This window comes from Microbacterium sp. STN6 (assembly GCF_026410545.1).
Lineage (GTDB): Bacteria > Actinomycetota > Actinomycetes > Actinomycetales > Microbacteriaceae > Root112D2.
Map to the genome: position 1 here is coordinate 269,337 of NZ_JAPMIT010000001.1, position 15,030 is coordinate 284,366.

The window sequence follows — 15,030 nt, forward strand, 5'->3', positions numbered from 1 at the left end:
GAGAGGGTGAAGGGCGGGGAGACGTGGCGGTGGGCGGCAGGCGAGGGCGAAGGGCGGGGCGACGGCGGGCGACGGGAGGCGGCGACGGGCCGGGCGGCACGGATGTGACGCGCTGCGCACTTGTAGCCACTCTGTCACCGCGTCGTTCAACAGGAGGAATCGGCCGACACGCCGCGGAAACGGTGGCCGAGAGCGGGGTATCGCTCGATTTCTCCTGCTGAGTGACGGGTGACGGGTGACGGGTGACGGGTGACGGGTGACGGGTGACGGGTGACGGGTGACGGGTGACGGGTGACGGGGTGACGGGTGACGGGTGACGGGCGACGGGCGGCGACGCCCACCCCACCTCACCCCGCCTGCTCCACCACCTTCGTGAACGCGAAGTGCGCGTTGCTCCACACGGCGAAGAGCAGCACGCTCGGCACCAGGAACGCGCCGAGCACCGGTTGCACCAGCACGGCGGCCGCGATGAGCCCCAGAAGCACGAGCGCCATCACGCTGAAGTACCACCGGCGCACCGCCAGGTACACCGCGGCCTTCACGATGGCAGCCGCCGACACCCGCTCATACATCGCAAAGCCGGCCAGCGCCGTCACGGCGACCGCCACAGCGGCGGCAGCAATCATCACGAGCGTGGGCGCGAACAGCGGGGCGTACGTGTTCGCCCCGAACAGCGCCAGGTTGAACAGCATCGCCGAGACGATCACCGCGACGCCCAGCCCGACGACGAACGCCCGGCCTGCATTGCGGCGGTAACTGCGCCAGAACGCACCGAGCGGATGCGGCGCCGCGTCATCACGCGCCGCCTTGAACGCGCCGAACGCCGCGGCCAGTGACGGCGCGAGCGTGAGCGACAGCAGCATGAAGAACGGCCACGATGCGAGGGGGTCCGGCACGGCGAACACCATGATCGCCAGCGGCAGGTTCGCGGCGATGAGCGACACGTTGATCATGAGCGCGGTGTACACGTGGCCGAAGATTGACTCGAACGTCTCTTGTCGCACGGCGAAGAGGCGGCGTCGACGGGCAGGCACGGCGCTCACCCTTTCATTCCGCTCGTCGCGATGCCGCTGATGAAGTAGCGCTGCCCCGACAGGAAGATGATGAAGATCGGGATGATGGAGATCACCGAACCGGTCATGATCATGGCGTACTGCGCCGAGTACTGGCCGATGAACGAGCGAAGCCCGATCTGCACGGTCCACAGGTTGTTGCTCGAGAGGTAGATGAACGGCCCCATGTAGTCGTTCCACGTGTTCACGAACGTCAGAAGCGCGAGCGACGCGAGTGCGGGCTTCGACAACGGCAGGATGATGCGGGCCCAGATGCCGTAGTCATTGAGCCCGTCGATGCGCGCGGCCTCGTTCAGGTCGTCGGGGATCGTCATGTAGTACTGCCGCATGAGGAAGACGCCGAATGCGCCGAATGCCTGCAGCAGGATGAGCGCGGTAAACGTGTTCGTCAGCCCCGCGTGCTGCATCATGACGTACTGCGGAATCATGTACGCCTGCCACGGAACGGCGATCGTCGCGACGTACGCCAGGAACAGGGCGTCGCGCCCCGGAAACTTCACCTTCGAGAAGCCGTACGCCGCGAAGCTGCCCGTGAGCACCTGCAGGAACGTGATGACGATCGCGAGCAGCGCGGAGTTGCCGAGGTAGCCGGCCAGCGGGATCTTGTTCCAGATCTGCGCGTAGTTGCTCCACACGAACGTCTCGGGTACCCACTGGATCGGCACCGTGAGCACCTGGTTGTCGTGCTTGAACGACGACGACAGCATCCAGATGAAGGGGAGAAGCACCACGATGAGCAGCACCGAGAGCGCCACGTACATGGCCGCCTTGCCGAGACGAGAGCGGATGCGCCTACGCCCCCTGCGCGATGGCCGCGGACTCGGGTGGGTGTGCGCCGTCTCGAGCTCCTGCGTGAGGTCTGAAGTGAGCGTGGACATCAGCGCTCCCGCCGTTGCTGAATCTTGAACTGGAAGACGGTGACCACCAGCACGATGAGGAACAGCACGAGCGAGATGGCCGAGGAGTAGCCGAACTGGCCGTTGAGAATGCCGTCCTGGTAGATCAGTTGCGACAGCACGAGTGTGGCGCGACCGGGGCCTCCCTGGGTCATGACGAAGATGAGGTCGAAGACCTTGAAGCTGGAGACGCTGAGCAGCACGAGCACGAGGAACGTCGTGGGCCGCAGCGAGGGCAACGTGACGTTCCAGAACTTCTGCCAGCGGCCGGCCCCGTCGACCTCGGCGGCCTCGTAGTACTCAGAGGGGATCGCCTGGAGCCCGGCGAGGAACAGCACCATGTAGTAGCCCATGTCGCGCCACACGCTGGTGATGATGACCGCTGGCAGCGCCCACCCGGTGCTCGCCGTCCAGCCAGGGGCGTTGGCGATGCCGATCATGTGCAGGAACTGGTTGATCGGTCCGTTGATCGGGTCGAACAGCATGTTCCACACGATGGCGATGGCCACCAGCGAGGTGATGTACGGGAAGAAGATCGCGACCCGGAAGAAGGCGATGCCCTTCAGTTTCTGGTTCAGCAGTAGCGCGAGGCCGAGCGAGAGGGCGAGCGTCAGCGGCACGTGTCCGAGTGCGTACAGAACCGTGTTGGTGAAGGCGACGTGGAAGTTGCTGTCGCCGACGAGCCGCACGAAGTTGTCGATGCCGGCCCAGGTCGGAGGGTTGTAGGCATCCCAGTGCATGAACGCCAGCACGAACGCGGCGATCACGGGGATCAGCGTGAAGAGCGCGAAGCCGAGGAAGTTCGGCAGGATGAAGCTCCAGCCGACGAGAATCCGTCGCCGGCGGAGCGACCGACTGGTCGGCCTGCGCGTCACGCTCGCGCGTTGGGTGAGGGTTGTCATTCTCTCTGCACGTCTCCTGGTGTCCGGGTGCGACCTGCGGGTCGGCCTTCACGTTGCCGACCGACCCGCAGGCGCGGGCTGCCCGAATGCTACTGGTGCAGCACCTCGGACTTCACGCGGCTCTCCATCTCGGCGATGCCGTCGTCGACCGACTTGCTTCCGGTCATGATGAGCTGGTGCTCCTGGTTGAGGATGTTGCCGATCGCGGCCGCGTTCGGACCGGTGGGGCCATCCGGCTTGATCACATCAGGGTTGAACGCCTTCTTCGACAGGTCGTCCTGCGGCATCCCATCGAGCGCGAAGTACTTCGTGGTGATCGCGTCGCTGTGGTAGGCGGGCACGATGCCGATCGATGCCACGGCGTCGGCTCCCTGCTCACCGGCGGCGAACGTCAGGAACTTCTTGGCGGCGTCCTGGTGCTTCGAGTTCTTGTTGATGCCGAAGCCCGTGGGGCCACCGATACTCGTGATCTTCGTGCCGGACTTGAGCTGCGGCACCGGCGCGATTCCCCAGTCGATGTCGTTCGTGCCGGCCTTCTTGTCTGCCAGCAGCGGGGCGATCAACCAGCTGCCCATGGGAACCATGGCCGCCTTGCCCGTCTCGAACATGGTCTGGTAGCTGGTCTGCTGGCTGCTTGCCGTTCCCCAGTCCATGATGGTGCCGGCCTTCTGCATGCCGAGCACGAGCTTGTACTGGTCCTTCATCCAGCCGTAGTCTCCCGTGTCCCACTTGGCGTTCGACTTCTGCGCCGCCGGGTAGGCCTGCACGAGAGAGTTCCAGGTGTGAATGTAGGCGCCGTAGACCTTGTCGCTGCCGCTGCCCGACGTGAGCTTCTGCGCGTCTGAGGCGAACTCGTCCCATGTGAGGTTCGTCGGCTCGGCCACGCCCGCGTTCTTGAACATGGTCTTGTTGTAGAAGAGCATGGCGAAGTCCTGGCGATAGGGGACCGCGTATTGTGCGCCGTCGACCGCGTAGCTCGTCAGCGCCGGGATCTTGTCGGCCGGCAGCTGCTTGACGAGGCCTTCGACGTTCACGAACTGCTTCTTCTGGGCGTAACCGGCGTAGTCGGTGAGGTTCTTGACTGTGATGATGTCGGTCGTGTCACCGCCCGCCAGCATGGTGGTCACCTTGTCCTCGTAGTTTGCGGCGAGGATGTCGACGGGCTGAATCGTGATGTTCGGGTTGGCCTTCTCGAACGCGTCGAACAGGGCCTTGAATTCGGGTGTCTGCTTGTAGTTCCAGACCGAGATCGACAACGTCGTCTTGCCGTTGGAGGCTGAACCGCCGTCACTCGGCGAGCCGGCGCAGCCGGCGAGCACGAGTGCCGTGGCGGCCATGCCGGCAGCGGCCACGAGGGTGCGCTTCATTCGCATGGATAACTCCTTTGTTATGTGTCAAACGTTCTGCTGCTGTGGGGCGGGGAGAAAGTGATGTCTAGGCCGGATGCACCTCCGATGCCGACGGAAGGGTGATGCTCATGCGCTGAGCCTCAGATCTTCGTGGGAGAGGCCGGCGCGCAGTTGCACGCCGCGGGTGTACCGCTCGAGTTCGTCGAGTGCGGCATCCGTCATGCGGTGCACCTCTGAGCCGAGGGAGCCGGCGACATGCGGCGTCAGCATGACGTTGGGCAGGTCGTAGAGCACCGAGTCGGCCGGCAGCGGCTCGGGCTCGGTCACATCGAGAATGGCGCCGAGGCGGCCGGAGGCGCACTCGCGCTCGAGCGCGGCCGTGTCGACGAGCGAGCCGCGGGCCGTGTTGATCACGGTGGCATGGTCGCTGAGTGCGGCGAGTTCGGCGGCCCCGATCATGTGACGCGTGCTCGGCAGTTCGGGGGCATGAAGGGAGAGAACGTCGACGCGAGGGAGCATCTCATCGAGCGTGACGAGCGTGCCGCCCGCTGCGCGCACCTCGCCCGGTTCGGCGTAAGGGTCGGCGACGAGGCACGTGACGCCCTCGAGCTGCTGCACGAGCGAGACGACCCGGCGGCCGACGCGCGAGAAGCCGACCACGCCGATCGTGCGTTCGAGGTTGCTGAGCTCGCCGCGGGTGTTCAGGTAGCTCCAGTCCTCGCGATGGGTGCGCGCATCCGCGGCGAGGAATGGCGCCTTTTTGCCCGCGAAGATGACGGCGGCGAGGGTGAACTCGGCCACCGGGATCGCGTTGGCGTCTGCGACGTTGGAGGCGAGGATTCCGCGCTCCCAGAATTCCTCTGAGACGAGCGAGCGGATGGTGCCGGCGCAGTGGAACATGGCCGTGAGCCGCGGCATGCGGGCCAGGCGCTCCGCGGTGAGGCGCGGCGCCCCCCAACCCGTGAGCAGCACCTCGACATTCGCGAGGCGCTCGGCGAGGTCGGCAGAATCGAGATCGTCTGTCCATACCGGCTCGTCCAGAGAAGCGAGCCTGCCGAGGCGTGTCAGCCGCGCGGCATCGAACTGCGCCGAGAACGCCTTCGCGTCCATCACGATGAGTGCCTCGGGTCGGTTGGGCTGTGTCATTGTCGCTCTCGGTGCTCCTGGGGCTTCATGGGCTGCCGCGGCCGCCCACCCGAGAAGGTGATTGCGACCGTGCGGAAATCAGTAGATACTCAATGCCGAAAGCAGTCAAACAACAAGCACCAACTCGATCACAAAAGAACACATTCGAACACGAGAGACGCAATGACGCCACACTCCGGACTGCAGGGCCTCGACGATCGCGCCGACGACGCCACAGGCGAACGGTTCCGCGGCCCGCTTGCCGAGCACTGGGGCGAGAGGGCGCTGCCCGCCGCTCTCGTCGACCTGATTCGCAGCGCACCGCGCGCGAGCAACATCGCCTCCTCAACCGACAGGCCGGCGTGGCAGAGCCGGGATTCCGCCACCCTCGCCGCCGTCTCGGAACGCGCCAACCTCGAACTCGGCACCGCCTGGCCGCAGCCACTTATGTCGCACTACTCGCGCTACTTCCGCGAGGGCGACGGCGATCGCGCCCAGTACGAGAGCCTGGTCGCCGACCGTCAGCATCGGCTCACTCGCGCGGTGCTGATGGCGGCATTCACCGACGATCCGCGCTGGATCGACGAGGCGGGCGACGGCATCGCCCTGCTGTGCGAGCAGAGCAGCTGGTCATGGGCGGCGCACGACGACACCTTCACCGCCCAAGGCCACGTCGTTCCCACCGCGAGTTCGCCCTACCTCGACCTCGGTGCCGGCGAGGTGGCCGCTCAGCTGGCGTGGGCCGACGTGGTGCTCGGTGACCGGCTCGACGAACGCATTGCCGGGCTTCGCGAGCGGATGCGCCACGAGACCCGCCTGCGTGTCATCGAGCCGTTCCTCACCCGCCGGGACTGGCACTGGCTTGGCCTCGACGGCGACGTGCACAACTGGAATCCCTGGATCCACGGCAACGTCACGCTCGCCGCGCTGTTCCTCGTCGATGACCGGCAGCAGCGGGCCGAGGTCGTGGCCCGCGCCATCGAGGGGCTCGACCGTTACTTGGCGTCCCTCCCGCCCGACGGCGCCATCGACGAGGGCTTCGCGTACTGGTGGAACGGCGCCGGCCGGGCGCTTGAGATGGTGCAGACGCTCGAGGATGCCACCGGAGGCGCGCTCGACGCCACCGGCATCCGCGTCATTCATGCGGTCACGCGCTTCCCACACCGCATGCACCTCGGCGGCGACTGGTATGTGAACCACGCCGACGGCTCGGCCAGGCGCAGTCCGGCTCTGCCGTGGCACATGCTGCAGCACTGGGGGCGGCGTCTCGGTGACGAGGAGGCCGCTGCGCAGGCATCCGCTCACCGTGTGCCCGGCGCGCCGGTCGCCGACGAGGGTGCGGGGCTCGGGCGCATGCTTCGGGCGCTGTTCGACGAGCATTGGGTGCACACGCGGCCCGGCACTGCGCCGCTCGTGCAACGCACGTGGCTGCCCTCGGTGCAGGTGCTGGTCACACGGCAGAAGCAGGGCTCGACTGAGGGCCTCGCGCTCGCCGTCAAGGGCGGGCACAACGGCGAGCACCACAATCACAACGACGTGGGCAGCTACATCATCGCGCTCGACGGGCGGCCGCGCATCGTTGACGCGGGCCAGCCAACCTACACGGCACAGACCTTCGGGCCGAGGCGGTACGAGATCCGCGTGATGCAGAGCGGCTGGCACAACACGCCGTCGCCGCTCGGGGTGGAGCAGCGTGCGGGCGACCGATACCGTGCCACCGAGGTCACACCGGTGACGGATGCCGCAGCCGACGCCCTGCGCATGCAGCTCGCGAGCGCGTATGACCTGGGCGAGGGCGCCTCCTGGCGACGGGAAGCTCGGCTCGACCGGTCCGCCGAACTCGTTGTCGTGACGGACGAGTGGAGGCTGCCCGCCACGCCGGGCGCACCCTTCGACGGTGTGCGCATCAACCACCTGCTCGCCGGGGTGGTTCGGCTCATCGATGGAGGCGCGGCCGCGGTCGTCGGCGAGCCCGAGGGCGGGCGCGAGCTTGTGCTGCGCTGGCACGGGTCTGGCGCAGGAGGCGCGGGGGACGGGGGCGACGGGGGCGGCGCGGTCCCGGTCACGGCGGCGATCGAGCGGTGGGAACTGGATGATCCGCTGCTCGTCGCCGTGTGGGGAAGCGCGCTGAGCCGGCTCGTGCTGTCGATCCCCGCAGTCGGCGACCGGCGAAGTGAGGGCGTGCGCGGAAGCATGACGATGACGATCGGGGCGGGGCAATGAGCGAGAGACACGATGGGCCACCGCTGTTCGCCCTGCAACGGCGCGAGCGCGTGATGGACGAGCTGCGCATGCACGGCTCGGTGTCGGTGCGAGATCTCGCCGACCTTCTCGCCGTGAGCGAGCTGACGATTCGCCGCGACATCAACACGCTCGCCGGGCAGGGCCTCGTGACGCGCGTGCACGGCGGGGCGACGCTGCGCAGCACCATCGAGCGCAGCCTCGGCCAGAGCCTGGAACGGGTCGGCGCCACGAGCCGCTACACGATCGGCATGGTCGTGCCCTCGCTCGACTATTACTACCCGCAGGTCATCAACGGCGCCCGGGCCACCGCGGCGCAGGCGCAGTGCCAGCTCATTCTGCGCGGCTCGTCGTACGACGTTCGCGACAATCGCAAGCAGATCCAGGCGCTGCTGAACACGCCGGGCATCCATGGTCTCGTGCTTGCACCGAACGTCGCGGGCGACGCGGGTGCCGAGCTGCTGCGCTGGCTTGACGCGCAGCCCGTGCCGGTCGTGCTCATCGAGAGGCGCGCACCGGAGGCGGTGGCTGCGCGCCGACTCGAGTCGGTGGCAACCGACCATGCGTATGGTGCGGGCCTCGCGGTGCGCCACCTGCACGCCGCCGGCCACGAGCGCATCGGCCTGCTCTCCGAAGCCGAAAGCCCTACCTCGATCCCGGTGCGCCGCGGCTGGCGCGAGGCCGTCGCCTCACTGGGCCTGCCGACCGACGTGGTCTACGACGAGTCGATCGGGTTCACCGTGACCGACCGCGAGACCGGGCTCGACCAGGTCATCGACCGGTGCGAGGCGACCGGCACAACCGCGCTCATCATCCACTCCGATCCCGAGGCCGTGGCGTTCGTGCAGCACTGCGTGGATCGGGGCGTGCGCGTTCCCCAGGACATCGCGGTCGTGGCATACGACGACGAGGTGGCGCATTTCGCGCAGCCGGCCCTGACCGCTGTGCGCCCGCCGAAGCAGGCGGTCGGCCGGGAGGCGGTCGAGCTTCTGATCGCCCGGCTCGAGGGCGGGCGCAAGCGACCCGTGCACCACGTTCAGTTGAACCCCGAGCTGGTCGTGCGCGAGTCGTCGGTGCTGCCCGAAGCGGTGCCCGTTGAGTGAGGCCGGCCGCCGGCATCCGTGATTCGAAGAAGTGAAGGAGTACGAAGGCCGATGACATCGCTGATGCTGCCCGACGAGGATCGCACGCTCTCGCCCCACACGGGCTTCACCCGAGAGCACTGGGCGGCCGTCGCCGACCACCTGCTGCTCTCGCTTCGGCCGTACTTCTCGCCGGGTCGCGCGCGCGTGCTGCCGCCGGGCCGAACGAGCGCGTACGGCGTCGACAGCGACGGTCTCGAGGGGTTCGCGAGGTCGTTCCTGCTGTTCGGCTTCCGGTTGAAGGGAGAGGATGGCCGCGATCCGCACGGCTTCCTCGACTGGTACCGGCAGGGGCTCATCACGGGCACCGACCCCCGCTCGCCGGAGGCGTGGCCGCGCCCGGACCAGCTGGGGCAGGCGAAGGTGGAGGCCGCCTCGATCGCGTTGATTCTGCAGCTGACCAGGCCGTGGCTGTGGCAGACGCTCGACGAGGAGCAGCAGCGCAACGTGATCGCGTGGCTCGGCACGGTGGTCGGCGAGCAGTATCCGCCGAACAACTGGGCGTGGTTCCGCATTCTCGTCGAGACGTTTCTCGCGTCGGTCGGCGGGCCGTACTCGAGCGACGACATCTGCGCCGACCTGGCACTGCATGAGTCGTTCGCGCGCGAGCACGGCTGGTATTCAGACGGCGCCGAGCGCTCGTACGACTACTACAGCGGCTGGGCGCTGCACTTCTATCCGCTCGTGTGGGCGGGCGAGCCCGACTGGAGCGAGACGGTCTCTCGGCACGGCGCAGACCGGTTGGCGCCGCTGTGGCGCGAGCGGCTCGCCGACTACCTCGACGACTACGTGCACCTCATCGGCGGCGACGGCATGCCGGTGCTCGAGGGCCGCAGCCTCATCTACCGTTTCGCGGCGGCCGCGCCGCTGTGGGTAGGCGCTGCGACAGGGGCGAGCCGGATCTCGCCGGGGCTGCTGCGGCGCTCGGCGAGCGGGATTTTGCGGGCGTTCGTCTCGCGTGGTGTGCCGGATGAGCGCGGGCTGCTGACGCTCGGCATCACCAGGGAATGGCCGAACATGGCCCAGTCGTACTCGGGCTCGGGCTCGCCGTACTGGGCGGCGAAGGGCATGTATGGGCTTGCCCTGCCGGCCTCGCACCCCGTGTGGTCGGCCGTTGAGGAGCCGCTGCCCGTGGAGCGCGGAGACACGCGCCGCCTCATCGTTGCGCCCGGATGGCTGGTGAGCGGAACACGCGACGACGGAATCGTTCGGGTGATCAATCACGGCACCGACCACGCGAGCGCGGGCGATGCGGTCTCGGATTCGCCGCTGTATGCCCGGCTCGGCTACTCGAGCGCGACGATTCCGCCGCTGACGGGCGAGACGATCGAGTCGCCCGTCGACTCGACGGTCGGCGTGCTCGACAGTGCGGGCAGGGTGAGCAGCCGAACGGGCTTCGTGCGTCTCGACGCGGGAGCGGACGACGTGAGCGCCTTCGCGGTCTCGGCGGTCGCGCCGCACTGGGTGGACGTCGCCGACGACGCGGGGCCCGATCACGGCTCGGGTCGCCGCGGCCGCGCCAGCTGGGGGCCGGCGCTGACGGTCGGTTCGGTCGTGCGCGGCGCCTGGGAGGTGCGGGTGGCGCGCGTTGATCGTGGCGAGGGCACGGTCCCGCTGCGCGTCAGCGGGTGGCCCCTCGACGCCGCGCAGGCGTCGCAGGCGCGCGTCGAGACGAGCGCCGGCGCTGCGGCGGTGTCGGTGGGGCCGCTGCACTCGCAGGTGCGGTTGCTTGGTGGTCGTACCTCTGCGACAGACGTGACCACGGCCGTGACCGCGCTCGAGAATGTCTCGCCCCTGGCCGACCACACGTTCGTGCCGACCCTCACCGTGCGGCAGCTGGAGCCGGGCGTACCGCTCGCCGTCGCGGTGCAGCTCGGCGCAGGCGCCGCCGCCGCGCCGACCGCCCGCTGGGAGCATGGCGACGACGGTCTCGACGCTCTGGTCGTCTCCTGGGCGGATGGCGCAGAATCGCACCTCGCCCTTCCTGCGTTGGCGCGCTGACGGCCCGCGCGCATCCGCCCGGCTGCCGTGTGGAGAAGCGCACCCGACTGTCAGCGGCGCCCATTACGATTGAGCCGTGGTCACCGCCCTGTATCGCCGCTACCGGCCAGAGACGTTCGCCGAGATGATCGGCCAGACGCAGGTGACCGAACCGCTCATGACGGCCCTGCGCGCCGACCGCGTCAACCACGCCTATCTGTTCAGCGGCCCGCGCGGCTGCGGCAAGACCACGAGTGCGCGCATTCTCGCCCGCTGCCTCAACTGTGTCGAGGGGCCAACTGACACCCCGTGCGGAAAGTGCTCGAGCTGCATCGAATTGGGCCGCGACGGCGGGGGCTCGCTCGACGTGGTCGAGATCGACGCGGCCAGCCACAACGGCGTCGACGACGCGCGCGACATCCGCGAACGCGCCATCTTCGCCCCGGCTCGCGACCGCTACAAGATCTTCATTCTCGACGAGGCGCACATGGTCACGCCGCAGGGCTTCAACGCGCTGCTGAAGATCGTGGAGGAGCCGCCGGAGCACGTGAAGTTCATCTTCGCGACGACCGAGCCAGACAAGGTCATCGGCACGATCCGCTCGCGCACGCACCACTACCCGTTCCGGCTGGTACCGCCCGCGCAGATGCTCGACTACGTGCAGCAGCTGTGCGACAGCGAGGGCGTCACCGTCGCGCCGGGCGTGCTGCCGCTCGTCGTGCGCGCCGGGGGAGGATCGCCTCGCGACACGCTTTCGCTGCTCGACCAACTCATGGCCGGCTCAGAGAGCGACTCGATCGACTACGAGCGCGCCGTCGCCCTGCTCGGCTACACGCACGCGTCGCTGCTCGACGAGGTCATCGACGCGGTCGCCGCCAGGGATGCCTCCGGCGCGTTCGCCGGCGTCGACCGGGTGATCCAGACGGGGCAGGATCCCCGTCGTTTCGTCGAAGACCTGCTCGAGCGCCTGCGCGACCTCATCGTGGTTGCGGCCACCTCGGCCGAGGGAGCTGCCGCGGTGCTGCGCGGCGTTCCGCAGGAGGAGCTCGACCACATGGCGGCACAGGCGGCGCGCTTCGGCGAGGCCGAGCTGTCGCGCACGGCCGACATCGCCAACACCGCGCTCACCGAGATGACGGGCGCCACCTCGCCGCGCCTGCACCTCGAGCTGATGCTCGCGCGCATCCTCGTGCCCTCGAGCGACGCGACGAACCGCGGCGCGCTCGCCCGCGTCGAGCGGCTCGAGCGCCGAGTTGGCGTCTCCGACACTGAGGCTGGCACCCCGGCCGCTCCCGCCGGTCGAGGAGCGGCGGAGCCGCGTCTCGAGGCCCCTGACGCTGCCCCGTCCGCTGGTCGAGGAGCGGCGGAGCCGCGTCTCGAGACCCCTGACGCTGCCCCGTCCGCTGGTCGAGGAGCGGCGGAGCCGCGTGTCGAGACCCCGCCGCAGTCGACGGCCCCCGCTCCCGCCCCCGCCCCCATCGCCCCCGTCACGCTGCAGCAAGTGCGCGACTCCTGGCCGCAGATCCTCGACGTCGTGCGCGAGGCGAAGATGAGCGCGTGGATGGTGCTGGCGACCGCCCACGTGCTCGAGCTGCGCGACGGCAGCGTTCTCGTGCTCACGTTCCCCAGCCGCAAAGACGTCGAGGCGCTCAAGCAACCCGCGCCCTCCGGTCAAGGCCCCGGCGACCTTCTCAAAGACGCCGTTTCGAGCGTGCTGGGGTTCCGCCCCGCGCTGATCGCGAAGACGGATGGCGGCGCCGCTCCGGCTCCCTCCTCCGCGCCGCCGGCCGCACCTGAGCAGGCAGCACCCGCACCGGGAACGCCGGCGACCGTCACGGACTGGGCCGTCGCCGCCATCCCGGAGTCGAGCCCGTCCCCGGTCGCGCCCGCCAGCACCGCCTCCGCACCGGCCGCCGCCGCACCGGACGCCTCCGCACCGGCCACCCCCGCACAGCCAGAGGCCGGTCCCTCGGCTGCGGAAGCGCCCGATGAGCCACCGGAGGTGCCGTCCGCCGATGCAGACGGCTACATGCCGGGCGACGACGACGCCCCGCCTGATGACGAACCGCCATACGAGTCCGCCGAGTTCGACGCGGCGCCCAGCGCAGGGCGGCCGAGCCCGGCGGCGCCCTCGAGCACGGCGGGAGCACGCGGCACCGCAGCGACCACGCAGGCGCCGGCAGCGACCCCGCGCGGCAGCGAGCGTGAGCGCACGTCGGCTGCAGCATCCGAGCGCAGTGTGGCGTTTCAGGAGCCGCAGCGTTACGGCGAAGCGGTCGTGCGAGAACTGCTCGGCGCCCGGTTCATCGAGGAGCAGCCCGCGGGGCAGAGCGGCAGCAGGTACTGAGTGTACGAGGGCATTGTTCAGGAGCTGATCGACGAACTCGGGCGGCTGCCGGGTATCGGGCCGAAGTCGGCGCAACGCATCGCGTTCCACATTGTGCAGACCGAGACGTTCGACGTCTCGCGCCTGGCGCAGGTGCTGCTCGACGTGCGCGACAAGGTGCGTTTCTGCGAGATCTGCGGCAACGTCTCCGAGCAGGAACGCTGCTCCATCTGCCGCGACCCGCGACGCAACCCCGCTTCGATCTGCGTGGTCGAAGAGGCGAAAGACGTGGTCGCGATCGAACGCACCCGCGAGTTCCGCGGCCTGTACCACGTGCTCGGCGGTGCGATCAGCCCCATCGACGGCATCGGGCCCGACGACCTGCGCATCCGCCAGCTCATGCAGCGCCTCGCTGACGGCACGGTGCAGGAGGTCATCATCGCGACCGACCCCAACCTCGAGGGCGAGGCGACGGCAACCTACCTCAGCCGGCTGCTCACGACGCTCGAGATCACCGTCACCCGACTCGCGAGCGGGCTGCCGGTCGGCGGCGACCTGGAGTACGCCGACGAGGTCACCCTCGGTCGCGCCTTCGAGGGCCGCCGCCGCGTCTGACCCCGCAATACCTTCGCTGCGCGGCCATACAATGGTGTCTCGGTAGTCGTCGCCTTCCCCAGGAGAATCTTTCGTGGCATTGATCGTGCAGAAATTCGGCGGGTCCTCGGTCTCTGACGCCGAGAGCATCAAGCGCGTCGCCAAGCGCATCGTCGAGACGCACAAGGCTGGCAACGAGGTGGTCGTCGCGGTCTCGGCCATGGGCGACACGACCGACGAGCTCCTCGACCTTGCGCACGACGTCACGCCCATCCCCGCGCCGCGAGAACTCGACATGCTGCTCACCGCAGGCGAGCGCATCTCCATGGCACTTCTCGCCATGGCGATCCGCAGCCTCGGTCACGACGCTCGCTCCTTCACCGGCAGCCAGGCCGGAATGATCACGGATGCGCGCCACGGCGCCGCCCGCATCGTCGACGTCACGCCCGGCCGGGTGCGTGACGCCCTCGACGAGGGCGCGGTCGCCATCGTCGCCGGGTTCCAGGGCTTCAACCGCGACACCCGCGACATCACCACGCTCGGCCGCGGCGGCTCAGACACCACGGCGGTCGCGCTGGCAGCGGCGCTCGACGCGAGCGTCTGCGAGATCTACACCGACGTGGATGGCGTCTTCACCGCCGATCCGCGCATCGTGCCGCTGGCCCACAAAATCGACCGCATCTCAAGCGAGGAAATGCTGGAACTGGCGGCATCCGGTGCCAAAGTCCTTCATATTCGCGCGGTGGAATATGCCAGGCGACACGGCGTGACGCTGAAGGTGCGCTCGTCGTTCAACAACACGGAGGGCACCCTCGTCATCAACGAGAGCGCCGAGGAGAGGGCCGCGCGGGTCGCGGTCGAGACGAAGGACGGAAGAACAGTGGAAGAGCCCATCATCGCCGGCGTCGCCACCGACCTCAGCGAGGCCAAGATCACGGTCGTCGGCGTGCCCGACGTGCCAGGCAAGGCCGCGCAGATCTTCAAGATCGTCTCGAAGACCAACGCGAACGTCGACATCATCGTGCAGAACGTCTCGGCCGCGGCAACCGGGCTGACCGACATCTCGTTCACGCTGCCGAAGTCGGATGGGCAGCGGGTGCTGACCGCGCTGACCGCAGAGCAGCCCGACGTCGGCTTCCAGAACCTGCAGTACGACGACCAGATCGGCAAGCTCGCGCTCGTCGGCGCGGGCATGCGCAGCAACGCGGGCGTCTCGGCGCAGCTGTTCGAGGCGCTGTACGACGCGGGCATCAACATCGAGATGATCTCGACGAGCGAGATCCGCATCTCGGTCGTCACGCGAGCCGACACCGTGAACGAGGCGGCGCGCGTCGTGCACCGCGCCTTCGGCCTCGACGGCGACGCGCAGGCCATCGTTTACGCAGGTACCGGACGGTAGGCT

At 68.7% G+C, this 15,030-nt stretch carries 11 protein-coding genes; 6 read left to right on the forward strand and 5 right to left on the reverse strand.

Annotated features, from left to right (window positions below; genetic code table 11):
- Window positions 1-347 precede the first annotated feature (347 nt).
- From OSC27_RS01215 to OSC27_RS01235, 5 genes are all read right to left on the reverse strand, one after another.
- Window positions 348-1,034, reverse strand: coding sequence for a DUF624 domain-containing protein (locus OSC27_RS01215; RefSeq protein ID WP_267179591.1), 687 nt, complete (start codon window positions 1,032-1,034; stop codon window positions 348-350).
- Between the two features lie 5 nt (window positions 1,035-1,039).
- On the reverse strand, window positions 1,040-1,951 hold the full coding sequence (locus OSC27_RS01220; RefSeq protein WP_267179592.1) for a carbohydrate ABC transporter permease: 912 nt from the start codon (window positions 1,949-1,951) through the stop codon (window positions 1,040-1,042).
- Window positions 1,951-2,871 (reverse strand): carbohydrate ABC transporter permease, encoded by a 921-nt coding sequence (locus OSC27_RS01225; RefSeq protein WP_267179593.1) that lies wholly within the window; start codon window positions 2,869-2,871, stop codon window positions 1,951-1,953. Before OSC27_RS01225 ends, OSC27_RS01220 begins: the two co-directional genes overlap by 1 nt.
- An 89-nt stretch (window positions 2,872-2,960) precedes the next feature.
- Window positions 2,961-4,244: an ABC transporter substrate-binding protein gene (locus OSC27_RS01230; protein WP_267179594.1), complete on the reverse strand. Its 1,284-nt coding sequence runs from the start codon at window positions 4,242-4,244 to the stop codon at window positions 2,961-2,963.
- Between the two features lie 102 nt (window positions 4,245-4,346).
- Window positions 4,347-5,366: a hydroxyacid dehydrogenase gene (locus tag OSC27_RS01235; protein ID WP_267179595.1), complete on the reverse strand. Its 1,020-nt coding sequence runs from the start codon at window positions 5,364-5,366 to the stop codon at window positions 4,347-4,349.
- Between the two features lie 162 nt (window positions 5,367-5,528).
- Between OSC27_RS01235 and OSC27_RS01240 the strand changes: the two genes are divergently transcribed.
- The 6 genes from OSC27_RS01240 to OSC27_RS01265 all read left to right on the forward strand — a co-directional run bounded on the left by OSC27_RS01240 (window position 5,529) and on the right by OSC27_RS01265 (window position 15,027).
- The gene (locus OSC27_RS01240; protein ID WP_267179596.1) at window positions 5,529-7,568 is read left to right on the forward strand and encodes a heparinase II/III domain-containing protein; all 2,040 of its coding nucleotides are present in this window, start codon (window positions 5,529-5,531) and stop codon (window positions 7,566-7,568) included.
- The gene (locus tag OSC27_RS01245) at window positions 7,565-8,689 is read left to right on the forward strand and encodes a substrate-binding domain-containing protein (RefSeq protein ID WP_267179597.1); all 1,125 of its coding nucleotides are present in this window, start codon (window positions 7,565-7,567) and stop codon (window positions 8,687-8,689) included. The genes OSC27_RS01240 and OSC27_RS01245 overlap by 4 nt, the downstream gene beginning before the upstream one ends.
- A gap of 51 nt (window positions 8,690-8,740) precedes the next feature.
- Window positions 8,741-10,729 carry a DUF2264 domain-containing protein gene (locus OSC27_RS01250; RefSeq protein ID WP_267179598.1) on the forward strand — a complete coding sequence of 663 codons (1,989 nt, stop codon included), beginning with the start codon at window positions 8,741-8,743 and terminating at the stop codon, window positions 10,727-10,729.
- Between the two features lie 76 nt (window positions 10,730-10,805).
- Entirely contained in the window at window positions 10,806-13,055 is a 2,250-nt protein-coding gene (locus OSC27_RS01255; RefSeq protein ID WP_267179599.1) for a DNA polymerase III subunit gamma and tau, read from the forward strand.
- Window positions 13,056-13,649, forward strand: coding sequence for a recombination mediator RecR (recR, locus tag OSC27_RS01260; RefSeq protein WP_267179600.1), 594 nt, complete (start codon window positions 13,056-13,058; stop codon window positions 13,647-13,649).
- Between the two features lie 73 nt (window positions 13,650-13,722).
- The gene (locus tag OSC27_RS01265) at window positions 13,723-15,027 is read left to right on the forward strand and encodes an aspartate kinase (RefSeq protein ID WP_267179601.1); all 1,305 of its coding nucleotides are present in this window, start codon (window positions 13,723-13,725) and stop codon (window positions 15,025-15,027) included.
- Window positions 15,028-15,030: the final 3 nt, after the last annotated feature.

What these genes read in the sequence shown, in the direction of transcription:
- OSC27_RS01220 (WP_267179592.1), bottom strand. Translation starts at nt 1,951, where the DNA reads ATGTCCACGCTCACTTCAGACCTCACGCAGGAGCTCGAGACGGCGCAC.
- OSC27_RS01225 (WP_267179593.1), bottom strand. Translation starts at nt 2,871, where the DNA reads ATGACAACCCTCACCCAACGCGCGAGCGTGACGCGCAGGCCGACCAGT.
- OSC27_RS01235 (WP_267179595.1), bottom strand. Translation starts at nt 5,366, where the DNA reads ATGACACAGCCCAACCGACCCGAGGCACTCATCGTGATGGACGCGAAG.
- OSC27_RS01240 (WP_267179596.1), top strand. Translation starts at nt 5,529, where the DNA reads ATGACGCCACACTCCGGACTGCAGGGCCTCGACGATCGCGCCGACGAC.
- OSC27_RS01250 (WP_267179598.1), top strand. Translation starts at nt 8,741, where the DNA reads ATGACATCGCTGATGCTGCCCGACGAGGATCGCACGCTCTCGCCCCAC.
- OSC27_RS01230 (WP_267179594.1), bottom strand. Translation starts at nt 4,244, where the DNA reads ATGCGAATGAAGCGCACCCTCGTGGCCGCTGCCGGCATGGCCGCCACG.
- OSC27_RS01245 (WP_267179597.1), top strand. Translation starts at nt 7,565, where the DNA reads ATGAGCGAGAGACACGATGGGCCACCGCTGTTCGCCCTGCAACGGCGC.